Here is a 13658-nt window from a genome sequence, read left to right on the forward strand (position 1 = left end):
GGGCTTTCCACTGTGCCGCGAGCACGCTGTGGGTGATGTGGTTCCGGTCCGCGAACTCCCATACGGGCCCGCAGCCTCCGATGCTGCATTGCAAGGCCGGACAGATGGCCGCATCCGACTACGTGCACTACCTCCAAAAATCGCTTGCGTCTTTTGGGGCGTCCACAGATGGGAAGCGGACGTTGCGGCGCCAAGGCAAAATTGCGAGAAGGAGGAATGCATAAGTTTCCCCAATCGCCTGAGCTGCAGTTCCTAATTGGCAGAGAACTGGCCCAAATAGCACTTGATCCAAACTCGGTGCAATTTCGATGGTCTCAGGGCGGACAGATTACCGTCACCGGCGATCTAGAACATGTGGGCGAAGACCGTATTGTGCACCCTTACGACTGTGCGGCATTCGCGGGCCCGCCCCTCCTGCTACACAGGCTTCTCATGAAGAAGGTTGTAATGATTGAAGTGCAGCCTTTGTGCCTGACTCTTGGCTTTGAAGGTGGACAGCAGTTACGTCTGAAATCTGAGGAAGGCCCTTGGGAGTGTGGTCTGATCTCGTTCACGGACGACTTGGCAGACGGATGGATCGTATACTGAACGTCCGCAACCGGCGGCTTGCCGACGAACCTCTTTTCCCGTTCGTGTCGAGCGAAGTCGAGACACCCGTCAACGCGACGCCTGGCCCGAGGGGCATCTCGACTTCGGCCAAAGGCCGAAGTTTATCCTGAGCGCCTGCCAAGGCAGTCGAAGGGCTCGATGCGAACGGGTCAGGATAGGCCAGAACGTCCGCAATCGGTCGCAATCCGCCAACCCGCCGCCCAATCACCCCGGATATCGGATCGCAAGCCTGTCCGCGGCCGCGACGGCGGCTGCCCGCGCGTCTTCGGTGGTGCCGCCCGCGACCTTGGCCAGTGCCACTCCCATGCGGCGATAGGGCCGCGTGACGGGTTTGCCGAAGAGGCGCGCGTCAACCGAGGTTTCGGCGTTCGGCGGCGTCAGGGCTTCGGCGAGGCCGGTGATCGCGAAATCACTTGCGTCGCGGTCGGCGAGCAGCACGGCGCTGGCGCTGGGGTGCGGCACGTCGACCGGCGGAATCGGCAATCCCAGTATCGCGCGCGCGTGAAGGTCGAATTCCGAATACTGCTGCGAGATCAGCGTCACCATGCCGGTGTCGTGCGGGCGCGGGGAAAGTTCGGAGAAGATGACATCGTCGCCCTTCACGAAAAATTCGACCCCGAAAATGCCATGGCCGCCGAGCGCATCGACGACCTTCGTCGCCATCGCCTGCGCGGCCTGCAGCGCCGCCGCCGACATGGCTGCGGGTTGCCAGCTTTCGCGATAGTCGCCGCGTTCCTGCCGATGTCCGATCGGCGGGCAGAAGGCGACGCCGTCCTTGTGGCGCACCGTCAGCAGCGTGATCTCATAATCGAAATCGATGAAGGCCTCTGCGATCACGCGCAGCCGGTCGCCGCGCATCCCGGCGGCCGCATAATCCCATGCGGCGTCGATCCCGGCGGCGTCCTTCACAGTGCTCTGCCCCTTGCCCGAGGAGGACATCACCGGCTTCACGACGAGCGGAAAGCCGATCCGCGCCGCGGCGGCGGCGAGTTCTTCGCGGCTGGTGGCATATTCGAAGGTCGAGGTCGTCAGGCTCAGCTCGCTTGCGGCAAGGTCGCGGATCGCATCGCGGTTCATCGTGAGCTGGGCCGCGCGTGCCGAGGGGACGATGTGAAACCCTTCGGCCTCGAGTTCGGCCAGCACTTCGGTCCGGATCGCTTCGATCTCGGGCACGACATGGTCGGGGCGGTGCTTTTCGATCGCGGCACCCAGCGCGTCGCCATCGAGCATCGAGAAAACCTCGGCCTCGTCCGCGACCTGCATCGCGGGCGCGCCGGCGTAACTGTCGCAGGCGATAACATGGCAGCCGAGCCGTTTTGCCGAAATGACGAACTCGCGGCCAAGCTCACCGGAACCGAGCAGGAGAATCTTTGCAGTGGGGGTCATTCAGGCCAGCTTTCGGTATCGTGGTCGGGATGTTGATGATTGGTCGCCGCGATCGCCGCGACAAGATCGGCCATGGTTTCCTCGGTCGTGCCTTCGGCCTGGATCGGCAGATCGGCAAAGACGGGCAGGCGGGCCTCCAGCCCGAACTGGAAACGCGGCGCGAAACGGCTGGGGTCGTCGAACGACCCCGTGGTCAGATTGATATGCTTGCTCTCGAAATAATCGTAGAGCAGCGGCGTGCCGCAATCGGCGCAGAAGCCGCGCGCCGCCTTGTCCGAACTGTTGAAGGTCGCGGGCATCCCGCGCGTCCAAGCGATGGCATCGCGCGGAACGCCGATCAGCGCGATGAAGAAGTTGCCAGCGGCCTTCTGGCACATGCGGCAGTGGCAGATGTGCGACGTGTCGAGCACCGCGCTGACGCGATAGCGCACCGCACCGCACTGGCAGCCGCCGGACGCATCGACCTCAAGTCGTTCGTGGCTGCCCATGATGCGTCACTCCCACTCTATTGTAAACAAGACATTTTTATCTTTTATATTCAATGGCTTATTTTCCTGCTAATTGGTAATACCATGAAAAATACCATGCTCAGAAAAGGCTTAACAATATTTTGAAAAATTGCCTACTGAGCGCTGCCGCACAGCTCCATAGGCCGCTTTCCTGGCTTTGCTTCCAGATGTATGCTCTTCTGCTCCTGCAGCTAATGGATCACCGCAAACAGGTTACTCGCCTGGGGATTCCCTTTCGACCCGAGCATCCGTATGAGACTCATGCTCGATTATTATTATTATAGAAGCCCCCATGAATAAATCGCTCATCATTTTCGGCATCGTCAACATAACCTCGGACAGTTTCTCCGATGGAGGCCGGTATCTGGCGCCAGACGCAGCCATTGCGCAGGCGCGTAAGCTGATGGCCGAGGGGGCAGATGTGATCGACCTCGGTCCGGCATCCAGCAATCCCGACGCCGCGCCTGTTTCGTCCGACACAGAAATCGCGCGTATCGCGCCGGTGCTGGACGCGCTCAAGGCAGATGGCATTCCCGTCTCGCTCGACAGTTATCAACCCGCGACGCAAGCCTATGCCTTGTCGCGTGGTGTGGCCTATCTCAATGATATTCGCGGTTTTCCAGACGCTGCGTTCTATCCGCAATTGGCGAAATCATCTGCCAAACTCGTCGTTATGCATTCGGTGCAAGACGGGCAGGCAGATCGGCGCGAGGCACCCGCTGGCGACATCATGGATCACATTGCGGCGTTCTTTGACGCGCGCATCGCGGCGCTGACGGGTGCCGGTATCAAACGCAACCGCCTTGTCCTTGATCCCGGCATGGGGTTTTTTCTGGGGGCTGCTCCCGAAACCTCGCTCTCGGTGCTGGCGCGGTTCGATGAATTGCGGCTGCGCTTCGATTTGCCGGTGCTTCTGTCTGTTTCGCGCAAATCCTTTCTGCGCGCGCTCACAGGCCGTGGTCCGGGGGATGTCGGGGCCGCGACACTCGCTGCAGAGCTTGCCGCCGCCGCAGGTGGAGCTGACTTCATCCGCACACACGAGCCGCGCCCCTTGCGCGACGGGCTGGCGGTATTGGCGGCGCTGAAAGAAACCGCAAGAATTCGTTAACTGCACATTCGGGATATTTCTCTATATTCGCGGTTCAGCAGGCATGTCCCCTTTGAGGGCGACCCGACGACAGGATAATCGACCTTATGGTGCGCAAATATTTCGGCACAGACGGTATTCGTGGCAAAGCCAACGAAGGCGCGATGACGGCGGAAACCGCCTTGCGCGTCGGCATGGCGGCTGGCCGTGTCTTTCGTCGCGGTGACCACCGCCATCGTGTCGTGATCGGCAAGGATACGCGCCTGTCGGGCTATATGCTTGAACCCGCGCTCACAGCCGGTTTCACCTCGATGGGCATGGACGTATTCCTTTTTGGCCCGCTGCCGACAACGTATAGGAAGAATAAACGCCCTTTTCACCCAAGTCCAACAGCTTTGGACCGCAGTTGACTCTTTCGACACCCCTGCGATGCAACCCAATCCGGCTGACGGGGAGCCAGCAACGCTGAAAATTTACCCTCCTCTTTCCCACTAGCGGCTCCTTTTCCGACAACCAGCACGGCGGATCCCTGCCGCGGCGCTGTGAACGCAGCATTTTGATTGGTATCGTTGGCCTTCAGGCTCGTCAGTCAAACAGACCCAGGAGCAGCTCAGCCGGTGGCGCCCGGCTTTCGGGTAACGCCCTGGTCCCGCTGGTTTCGGCTTTGTGCTTCAGGTGATCAAGGATCTGCTTGATCACTATAGGGTCTTCAATGCAGGCGATGACTTTCATGGCGCCGCCGCAGCCGCTGCAGGTCTCGATGTCGATATTGAAAACACGCTTGAGCCGTTGCGCCCATGTCATCGACGCTCGCCGTTGTGCTGGTGTTGCCGGTTCATCAGCCACCCTGACCTTGTTGCCCCTGCCCCGTTTTGCCGGCGTGACCAACGCCCGGTGCCGACTGTTGGGTGCGAACACCCCGTGGAAGCGGGTTAGGTTGACTCTGGGCTTCGGTACCAGGGCGGCCAGCCTTGCAATGAAATCCAATGGTTCGAAAATGACGTGCGTGGTGCCGTCCCGGTACGGCGTCTTGAGCTGGTAGCGCACGTTGCCGCCTCGTGTTAACGACAGCCGCTTCTCGGATACCGCCGGGCGGCTGATGTACCGGCACAGCCGTTCGAGCTTCTTGCGTTCATCGGCCCTGGCCGCCACGCCGGCGTGCAGGCTGGACCCGGCTACCTTGCCAATCCCGTCACCGAACGGATCACCACTGGTCGGCAGAGTTTGCAAAGTGAACACCTTTCGCCCCGCCTGTGAACCGACAGCGATACGGTAAGTGATCGAGTGCCCCAGCAGGGGTGTCATCGGGTCGTCATCCACCGCATCCGAGGCCAGATAGCTGTTTTCGACATCCCGTTCCAGCAGGCCTTGCCGTTCCAGATAGCGACCCACCCGGTGGGCGATGGTGTGCGTCAGCTGGGTGAGCTCTGGGCTGGTCGGCGCCTTGACCCAGCGGAAACGCGCTGAGCCGTGGGATTGCTCGACATACACACCGTCGAGAAACAGCATGTGGAAGTGAACATTCAGATTGAGCGCCGATCCAAAACGCTGGATCAGGGTGACCGCGCCCGTCTTGGCCACTTGGTGGGTATGGCCCGCTTTCTTGACCAGGTGCGTGGCAATGACGCGGTAAACGATGCCCAGCACCCACCCCATGATCTCGGGCCGGCTGGCAAACAGGAAACGCAGCTGAAACGGGAAGCTCAACACCCACTGACGCATGGGTTGTTCAGGCAGTACTTCATCAACCAGCAAGGCGGCACTTTCGGCCATCCGCCGCGCCCCACAGCTCGGGCAGAAACCGCGACGCTTACAGCTGAAAGCGACCAGGTGCTCGGCGTGGCAAGACTCGCAGCGAACCCGTAGAAAGCCATGCTCCAGCCGCCCGCATTGGAGAAATTCTTCAAATTCCCGTTGCACATAGCCCGGCAATTCCTTTCCCTGCTCTGCCATAAGCGCAGCGAATGCCGGGTAATACTCGTCAACGATCTGATAGAGAAGGGTTTGCTCGGGTCGGTGGCTCTGGTAACGACCAGTATCCCGATCCCGGCTGGCCGTCCTGGCCGCCACATGAGGCATGTTCCGCGTCCTTGCAATACTGTGTTTACATACAGTCTATCGCTTAGCGGAAAGTTCTTTTACCCTCAGCCGAAATGCCTGCCGTTGCTAGACATTGCCAGCCAGTGCCCGTCACTCCCACTCGATAGTTCCCGGCGGCTTCGAGGTATAATCGTACACCACGCGGTTGATGCCCTGCACCTCGTTGATGATGCGCGTCGCGCAGCGGCTGAGAAAGCTCGCGTCGAAGGGGTAGATGTCGGCGGTCATGCCGTCGGTCGAGGTCACGGCGCGCAGCGCGCAGACATGGTCGTAGGTGCGCCCGTCACCCATCACGCCGACGGTCTTGACAGGCAGCAGCACCGCGAAAGCCTGCCAGATCGCATCGTAGAGGCCGGCATTGCGGATCTCTTCCAGATAGACGGCATCGGCCTTGCGGAGGATGTCACAGCGCTCCTTCGACACCTCACCGGGGATGCGGATTGCGAGCCCGGGGCCGGGGAAGGGGTGGCGGCCGACGAAGATGTCGGGGAGACCGAGTTCCTTGCCGAGCAGGCGGACCTCGTCCTTGAACAGTTCACGCAGCGGTTCGACGAGCTTCATGTTCATCCGCTCGGGAAGGCCGCCGACATTGTGGTGGCTCTTGATCGTGACGCTCGGCCCGCCGGTGAAGCTGACGCTCTCGATGACGTCGGGATAGAGCGTGCCTTGCGCGAGGAAATCGGCGCCGCCGATCTTCTTCGCTTCCTCCTCGAAGACGTTGATGAATTCGGCGCCGATGAATTTGCGCTTCTTTTCGGGGTCGGTGACCCCTGCGAGGCCGGCCATGAAGCGTTCCTCCGCATCGACGACGACAAGCGGGATGTTGTAATGGTCGCGGAACAGGCGTTCGACCTGCTCGCGCTCGTTCATGCGCAGCAGGCCATGGTCGACGAAGACACAGGTGAGTTGCTCGCCGATCGCTTCATGGATCAGCACCGCGGCGACCGCGCTGTCGACGCCGCCCGACAGGCCGCAGAGGACGCGCTGGTCACCGACCTGCGCCCGGATCTCGGCGATTTTCGTCGCGCGGAACTCGGCCATCGTCCAGTCGCCGCTGCAACCGCAGACATGGCGCACGAAATTGGCGATCAGCTTGGCGCCGTCGGGCGTGTGGACGACCTCGGGGTGGAATTGCGTGCCATAATAACGGCGTTCGTCGTCGGCGATCAGCGCGAAGGGGGCGCCGTCGCTGACCGCGACGATGCGGAAGCCGGGAGCGAAGCGGGTAACGCGGTCGCCGTGGCTCATCCACACCTGATGCCGTTCACCGACCTCCCACAGCCCGTCGAAGAGCACGCAGGGTTCGGTGACGGTCAGGAAGGCGCGGCCGAATTCGCCGTCGCGCTCGCCATCGGCGCCGCCCGGTTCGACCTGCCCGCCGAGCTGCTGGCTCATCACCTGCTGGCCGTAGCAGATACCGAGGATGGGAAGGCCGCTTTCGAATACCGATTGCGGGGCGCGCGGGCTGCCCGCCGCAGGGACCGATGCCGGTGAGCCCGAGAGGATCACGCCCTTGGGCTTCATCCGTTCGAGCGCGGCCTCGGCGGCGTTGAACGGAACAATCTCGCTGTAGACGCCGGCTTCGCGGACACGGCGGGCGATGAGCTGGGTGACCTGGCTGCCGAAATCGACGATCAGGATCGATTCGGGGGCGGCGGAAGAGGCTGGAGTCGGCATGGCTGGCCGATACGGATGCCGGCGCCGACTGTCTAGGGTCAAGCCGGGCGCTCGGGCGCTTCGTCGGTCCGGGACAGGCGTTGGTGGAAGCGCCCTCGCGATGCCATAGTGTTGCGACAATTGGCGAATAGCTGCCCGGCAAGACCGAAATTCGCTTCATCGCCGGTTCAATCGGGTCCGGCATGATGACCAAAAGACAAGATAAAGGTTCTCCCCACCATGTATCTTCGACCGCTCCTTCCCATGCGCGCCCTGTTGCTGACCGGCGCCGCGATTGCCGCCGCCCCGGCCGCGATGGCGCAGGATCAGGCGACCGTCCCCGTCGTTTCGAGCTCGGGGACCCCGACCGACGACGATATCGACTATGCCGACGAGATCGTCGTGACCGCGCCGCGGATCGCGGGGCAACTCGATACCGATATCGCGGCCGAGGCCGAACTCGATGAAGCCGCGATCGCCAGCTATGGCGCCTCGTCGATCGAGGAATTGTTGACGGCGCTCGAACCGATCACGCGGTCGGGACGCGGGCGCGGTAGCGGGCGGCCCGTGATCCTGGTCAATGGGCGCCGAATCGGCGGCTTCGGCGCGGTGCGCAACCTTCCGCCCGAAGCGATCGCCAAGGTCGAGATTTTCCCCGAGGAAGTCGCGCTGCAATATGGCTATGCCGCAACCGACCGCGTCGTGAATTTCGTGCTCAAGCCCGATTTTAAACAGGTGTCGGTGGAGGGCGAGGCAGGCGTGCCGACGCAGGGCGGGCAGTTCAAGAGCGAGCTGGAACCCGCGGTCGTCGCGATCGGACAGAATGGCCGCTTCAACCTCAACGGGGGGTGGGAGCATCAGGCGATGCTGCTCGAGCGCGAGCGCGACCTTGGCGACACGGGGCGCAGCCTGCTGCCCGCCAGCGACACCTATATCATCGACGGCACGATCGTCCGCAATCTCGACAAGGTCACCGACCTGTCGGCAAGCCTGCGGTTCGACCAGACCGACAGCCTCAGCCTTCTCGGCCCCGGCGCGGGCGGTGTCAGCGATCCGCTGCGCCGCGACAGCCGGACGCAGAACTGGACGGGTTCGGCAAGCGCCAACGGCATGCTCGGCGCGTGGCGCTGGTCGGTTACGGGCAATTATGCCGACAGCGATCAGCGCATCTTTACCGAACGCCTGAGTGGCGGGCGCGACCGTTTCGACAGCAGCCAGCAGAGCTTCGGCGGCAATGCCAATATCTCGGGGAGCGTGGTCGAGGGATGGGCCGGCCCGATCCGCGCATCGATCACCGGCGCTTATACCGGCCTGCGTTATGATAGCCGCGCCGACCGCAGCGGCGTCATCACGACGAGCGACCTCGCGCGCGACACGCCGAGCGTTTTCGGATCGCTGACCGTGCCGATCCTCGATCCCGACTATGATGTCGGCAAGATCGGTCGCATTTCGCTGACGCTGAACGGCCAGGTCGAAAACCCCAGCGATTTCGCCGCGCTAAAAAGCTGGGGCGCGACGCTTAATTGGGGGCTGACCGACAATCTGTCGTTGCTCGCAAGCTTCAATCGCGACGAGGCGGCGCCTTCGGTGACACAGCTTGGCGCGGCGCCGCTGGTTACCGACAATGTGACTTACTACGACTTCCGCACCGGCCAGACGGTGCAGATCCAGACGACGACCGGCGGCAATCCTTTCCTCCTCGCCGAACAGCGCCGCGATGTGAAGCTCGGGCTCAACTGGTCGCCGCCGATGGTCGAGGGGCTGAGCCTTTCGATCAACTACAACAGCAACCGTAGCGACGACACCAGCAACGGCTTTCCGCTGCTGACGCCAGAGATCGAGGCGGCTTTCCCGGATCGCGCAACGCGCGTCGGCGGCGTGCTCGTCGCGCTCGACCAGCGCCCGGTGAATTTCGACCGCGCAACCAATTCGCAAATCCGCTGGGGGATCAATTTCGGCCGCAGTTTCGGCCAGTCGCAAGCGGGCCCGGGCGCGGGCCGCTTCGGTGGCGGTCGTCCGGCTGGCGGCGCCGAGCGGCGTCCGCAGCCGGCGCAGGGTGACGCCCCGCCGCCGCCCGACGGGCAGGCGGCAAAGCCTGCTGGATCGGGCGATGCGCCCGCCGCAGCGCCTGCGCGTCCGCGTGGCCCCGGCGGCGGCTTTCGCGGGGGACGCGGGGGGCGCGGCGGTCCTGGCGGCATGTTCGGCGGACCGCAGGGCGGGCGCTGGCAATTGTCGCTCTATCACACGATCAAGCTGACCGACCGCGTGCTGATACGGCCCGGCGTCCCTGAACTCGATCTGCTGAACGGATCGGCGACCGGCAATGGTGGCGGCAGCAACCGCAATCTGGTCGAACTCGACGGCGGCGTCTTTTACAAGGGCGTCGGCGCCCGGGTCAGCGCCAAATATGACAGCGGCAGCCGCGTCGTCGGCGGCGCCAACGGCGACCTGACCTTCCACGATCTTGCGACCTTCAACTTGCGCTTCTTCGTCGATTTCAATCAGAAGCCCGAACTGACCAAGGCGCTGCCGATCCTGAAGGGATCGCGCCTGCGCCTGTCGATCGATAATCTGTTCGATGCGCAGCGCAAGGTCACCGACGCCAGCGGCGTCGTGCCGCTCACCTACGCGCCGGGCTATATCGACCCGCTCGGCCGCTATATCGAGCTGGAGTGGCGCAAGGCCTTCTAGAGTCCTGACTCACTCTAAACCAGGCGGGCCGAAACCGTGGCCGGCGCCGATGCGGATTCGGCGGGCACGAAGGTCAGTGCGCGCAGAAACTGCCGGGTGCAGTTCGGCCAGCTGTAGCGTTGGCCCAAGGCCGCGGCGCGGGCCGGATCGCGTGTCAGTGCCAGCGCGATCGCATGATCGAGATTGGTATCGAGAGCGCCAGCATCGTCGGTGACGATGTCGGCCGGGCCGGCAACGGGATAGGCCGCGACCGGCGTGCCGCACGACAGCGCTTCGATGACGACAAGGCCGAAGGTGTCGGTACGGCTGGGGAAGACGAAGACGTCGGCACCGGCATAGGCGCCGGCAAGACGCTCGCCGCCGAGCTTGCCGAGGAAGCGGACATCCGGAAAGCGGGCGCGCAGATCATCGAGCGCCGGACCGTCCCCTACGATCACCTTCGTTCCCGGATGTCGGGCTTCGAGGAAGGCCTCGATGTTTTTTTCCACCGCGACGCGGCCGACATAGAGCTGGATCGGGCGGGCGAGGCCCGCGAAATCGGGATGGGGCGTGCGATCGGGATGAAAGAGGGCGTGATCGACGCCGCGTTCCCACATCATCGTCTGCCCAAGACCCTGCTCCGCAAGCTCGCGTTTCAGCGAGCGCGTTGCGACCATGATGTGCTGCGCGGGGCGATGGAACCAGCGGATAAAGCGCCACACGAACTGCGGCGACACCGGGATGCGCGCCGCGACATATTCCGGAAAGCGCGTGTGATAGGCGGTGGTGAAGGGAAAGCCGGTATCGATGCACCAGCGCCGCGCCGCAAGGCCGAGCGGCCCCTCGGTCGAGATATGAATCGCCTCGGGCGCGAAGGCGCGTATGCGCCGTGCGACGGCGCGCTTGCCCGCAAAGGCCAGGCGGATCTCGCCATAGGTCGGGCAGGGGATTGACCGGAACAGATCGGGCGAGATCACCCCGACGACATGCCCCTGCGCGCGCAACTCGGCGATCGTCGCCTGCAGCGTGCGCACGACACCGTTTACCTGTGGCTCCCAGGCGTCGGTGACGATCAATATCCGCATGCGGCGCTCACGCGGCCTTGGCGGCAGCGGGTAGGCCGAGCGGGGCCGGCGATTCGCGTGCGGCGAATTCTTCGGCCCAGTGCAGGATTTCCATCCGGCCGTCATGATGTTCTACCAGCGCGGTGCAACCTTCGACCCAGTCGCCGTCGTTGTAATAATCGACGCCGTCGATCGCGCGCATTTCGGCGCTGTGGATATGGCCGCACACTACCCCGTCGACCCCGCGCGAGCGCGCCGCATGGGCGACCACCTCTTCATAGTGACCGATGAACTGGACGGCGTTCTTGACCTTGTGCTTGGCGACCATCGACAGCGACCAATAGGGCAGGCCGAGGCGGCTGCGGACCGCGTTGACGACCACATTGCACTTCATCAGCGCGGTGTAGGCCGCGTCGCCGACAAAGGCGAGCCAGCGGTGCGCGAGCATTACCGCGTCGAATTCGTCACCGTGGACGATCAGCAGCTTTCGGCCATCGGCGGTCTCGTGAACCGCCTCCCGCCGGATTTCGACGCCGCCGAAATCGAAGCCGTCGAACGGCTTGACCATCTCGTCGTGATTGCCGGGGACATAGACGACGCGCGTGCCGCGCTTCGCGCGCTTCAGCACGCGCCAGACGACGTCATTATGCTCGGGCGGCCAGAAGTGCCGCTTCTTCAGCCGCCAGCCGTCGATGATGTCGCCGACGAGATAAAGCGTCTCGCAATCGACATGGTCGAAAAAGTCGATCAGCAGCCCGGCGTTGCAGCCGCGCGTGCCGAGGTGGATGTCGCTGACCCACACGGTGCGGTAATTGCGCCGTTCGCCGATAACCCGCTCGGGCACATGCGGTTCGGTGGTGAAGGGATCGGGAAAGCGGTTCGGGATCGGCAGGGTCGAGATCGAGGCCATGTCTCACTCCGTAGGCAGCCTTGGCTGCCCACGGCCTAGACACGAGTTTTGTTACATGCGGCGAATCAAAGCCGCGACAGTTTGAAGAATGTTTTGCGGCGGTTCGGTGACTATTGGCCGTTTCCAGACGCAGTTTATCGAGGATCAGACGCGCCGGATCACCAGGTTGCGGATTTCGCTCATATCCTCCATCGCGAAACGGATGCCCTCGCGCCCGAGGCCCGAATCCTTGACCCCGCCATAGGGCATATTGTCGACGCGGTAGGAGGAGACGTCATTGACGACGATGCCGCCGACGTCGAGGTCGTCCCACGCTTCCAATATCTTGTGAATGTCGCGGGTAAAGATCCCGGCCTGCAAGCCGAATTTGCTGTCGTTGACCTCCGCCAGTGCAGCGTTCCAGTCGGTGAAGCGCGACAGGACGACCACCGGGCCGAAGGCTTCCTCGCGCACCACGTCCGCCCCCTCGGGCACATTTTCGAGCAGTGTCGCCTCGAGCATATTGCCCCCGCAGCCGCCACCGGCGAGCAACGTCGCCCCGGCCGCGACCGCGTCGTCGATCCAGCCCTTGAGCCGCTCTGCTTCCTTTGCCGAAATCATCGGGCCGATGAAGGTGTCGCGCTTTTTGGGATCGCCCGATTTGAGCGTCTTCACCTTGGCGGCAAGCATATCGCGGAAACGGTCGTAGATGTCGGCGTGGATGATGACGCGCTGCACATGGATGCAGCTTTGCCCCGACTGGTAATAGCCACCGAAGATGATCCGCGCGAGCGCATGATCGAGCTCGGCGTCCTTGTCGACGATCACGGCAGCATTGCCGCCGAGTTCGAGCACGACCTTTTTCTTGCCGGCCTTGGCCTTGAGGTCCCAGCCGACGCCGGGCGAGCCGGTGAAGCTCAGCAATTTCAGCCGGTCATCGGTGGTGAACAGATCGGCGCCGTCGCGGCTCGCGGGCAGGATGCTGAACGCGCCTTCGGGCAATATGTCACATTCCGCCAGAACTTCGCCCATGATGATCGCGCCCAGCGGCGTCATCGAGGCGGGCTTCATCACGAAGGGGCAGCCCATCGCGATCGCGGGCGCGATCTTGTGCGCCGCAAGGTTGAGCGGAAAATTGAACGGCGAGATAAAGCTGCACGGGCCGATCGGCACCCGCTTCCACATCCCCATATAACCCTTGGCGCGCGCCGATATGTCGAGCGGCTGGATCTCGCCATAGTTGCGCGTCGCCTCTTCGGCGGCGATGCGGAAGGTGTCGATCAGGCGCCCGACCTCACCCTCGCTGTCGGCGATCGGCTTTCCCGCTTCCACGCACAGCGCATAGGCAAGCTCGTCAAAGCGTTCCTTGAAGCGCGCGACACAATGATTGAGGACATCCTGCTTCTCGTAACTCGCGAGCCGCGCCATCGGCTCGGCGGCGCGCACCGCGCCGGCGATGGCTTCATCGATGACATCGGGGGTCGCCAGTGCGGTACGGAAAGCGATTTCGCCGGTGAATTTGTCGATCACCTTGAGGTCGGTGTTCGGCTGCACCGCCTTGTTGTTGAGATAGAGCGGGTAGACGTCCTTGAGCTGCATTTCTTACTCCGTTCGGGCTGAGCCTGTCGAAGCCCTGTCCTTCCTTGAAGACAAAAACGGCCCTTCGACAAGCTCAGGGCGAACGGGTT

At 63.1% G+C, this 13658-nt stretch carries 10 protein-coding genes and 1 pseudogene; 4 read left to right on the forward strand and 7 right to left on the reverse strand.

What is annotated here, in order from left to right:
* Positions 1-216: 216 nt before the first annotated feature.
* Complete coding sequence (locus tag L0963_RS10220) at positions 217-588, forward strand: hypothetical protein (protein ID WP_058812812.1); 372 nt, start codon at positions 217-219, stop codon at positions 586-588.
* A 225-nt stretch (positions 589-813) separates the two neighbouring features.
* Here L0963_RS10220 and purT read toward each other — a convergent pair whose 3' ends face one another.
* Entirely contained in the window at positions 814-1995 is a 1182-nt protein-coding gene (purT, locus tag L0963_RS10225) for a formate-dependent phosphoribosylglycinamide formyltransferase (RefSeq protein WP_234179388.1), read from the reverse strand.
* On the reverse strand, positions 1992-2483 hold the full coding sequence (locus L0963_RS10230; RefSeq protein WP_062768840.1) for a GFA family protein: 492 nt from the start codon (positions 2481-2483) through the stop codon (positions 1992-1994). The genes purT and L0963_RS10230 overlap by 4 nt, the downstream gene beginning before the upstream one ends.
* Before the next feature lie 313 nt (positions 2484-2796).
* On the opposite strand from L0963_RS10230, the gene sul2 reads away from it, so the two are divergent.
* Positions 2797-3612, forward strand: a complete 816-nt coding sequence (gene sul2 / locus L0963_RS10235; RefSeq protein ID WP_001043260.1) for a sulfonamide-resistant dihydropteroate synthase Sul2 — start codon at positions 2797-2799, stop codon at positions 3610-3612.
* A gap of 86 nt (positions 3613-3698) precedes the next feature.
* Positions 3699-3941 (forward strand): annotated as a pseudogene (locus tag L0963_RS10240) (phosphoglucosamine mutase); the annotation flags it as partial.
* A gap of 235 nt (positions 3942-4176) precedes the next feature.
* Here L0963_RS10240 and L0963_RS10245 read toward each other — a convergent pair.
* Complete coding sequence (locus L0963_RS10245; RefSeq protein WP_001120888.1) at positions 4177-5670, reverse strand: IS91-like element ISCR2 family transposase; 1494 nt, start codon at positions 5668-5670, stop codon at positions 4177-4179.
* 111 nt (positions 5671-5781) lie between these two features.
* Positions 5782-7368, reverse strand: coding sequence for a glutamine-hydrolyzing GMP synthase (gene guaA, locus L0963_RS10250; protein ID WP_186401747.1), 1587 nt, complete (start codon positions 7366-7368; stop codon positions 5782-5784).
* Between the two features lie 243 nt (positions 7369-7611).
* Between guaA and L0963_RS10255 the strand changes: the two genes are divergently transcribed.
* Positions 7612-10038, forward strand: a complete 2427-nt coding sequence (locus tag L0963_RS10255) for a TonB-dependent receptor plug domain-containing protein (RefSeq protein WP_234179391.1) — start codon at positions 7612-7614, stop codon at positions 10036-10038.
* Between the two features lie 14 nt (positions 10039-10052).
* Here L0963_RS10255 and L0963_RS10260 read toward each other — a convergent pair whose 3' ends face one another.
* The 3 genes from L0963_RS10260 to L0963_RS10270 all read right to left on the reverse strand — a co-directional run bounded on the left by L0963_RS10260 (position 10053) and on the right by L0963_RS10270 (position 13569).
* Entirely contained in the window at positions 10053-11102 is a 1050-nt protein-coding gene (locus L0963_RS10260) for a glycosyltransferase family 4 protein (RefSeq protein WP_234179392.1), read from the reverse strand.
* 7 nt (positions 11103-11109) lie between these two features.
* Complete coding sequence (locus L0963_RS10265) at positions 11110-11991, reverse strand: UDP-2,3-diacylglucosamine diphosphatase (protein WP_062901963.1); 882 nt, start codon at positions 11989-11991, stop codon at positions 11110-11112.
* A 144-nt stretch (positions 11992-12135) separates the two neighbouring features.
* Positions 12136-13569 (reverse strand): aldehyde dehydrogenase family protein, encoded by a 1434-nt coding sequence (locus tag L0963_RS10270; protein ID WP_234179394.1) that lies wholly within the window; start codon positions 13567-13569, stop codon positions 12136-12138.
* Positions 13570-13658: the final 89 nt, after the last annotated feature.

The organism is Sphingopyxis sp. NFH-91 (assembly GCF_021401285.1).
Lineage (GTDB): Bacteria > Pseudomonadota > Alphaproteobacteria > Sphingomonadales > Sphingomonadaceae > Sphingopyxis > Sphingopyxis terrae_A.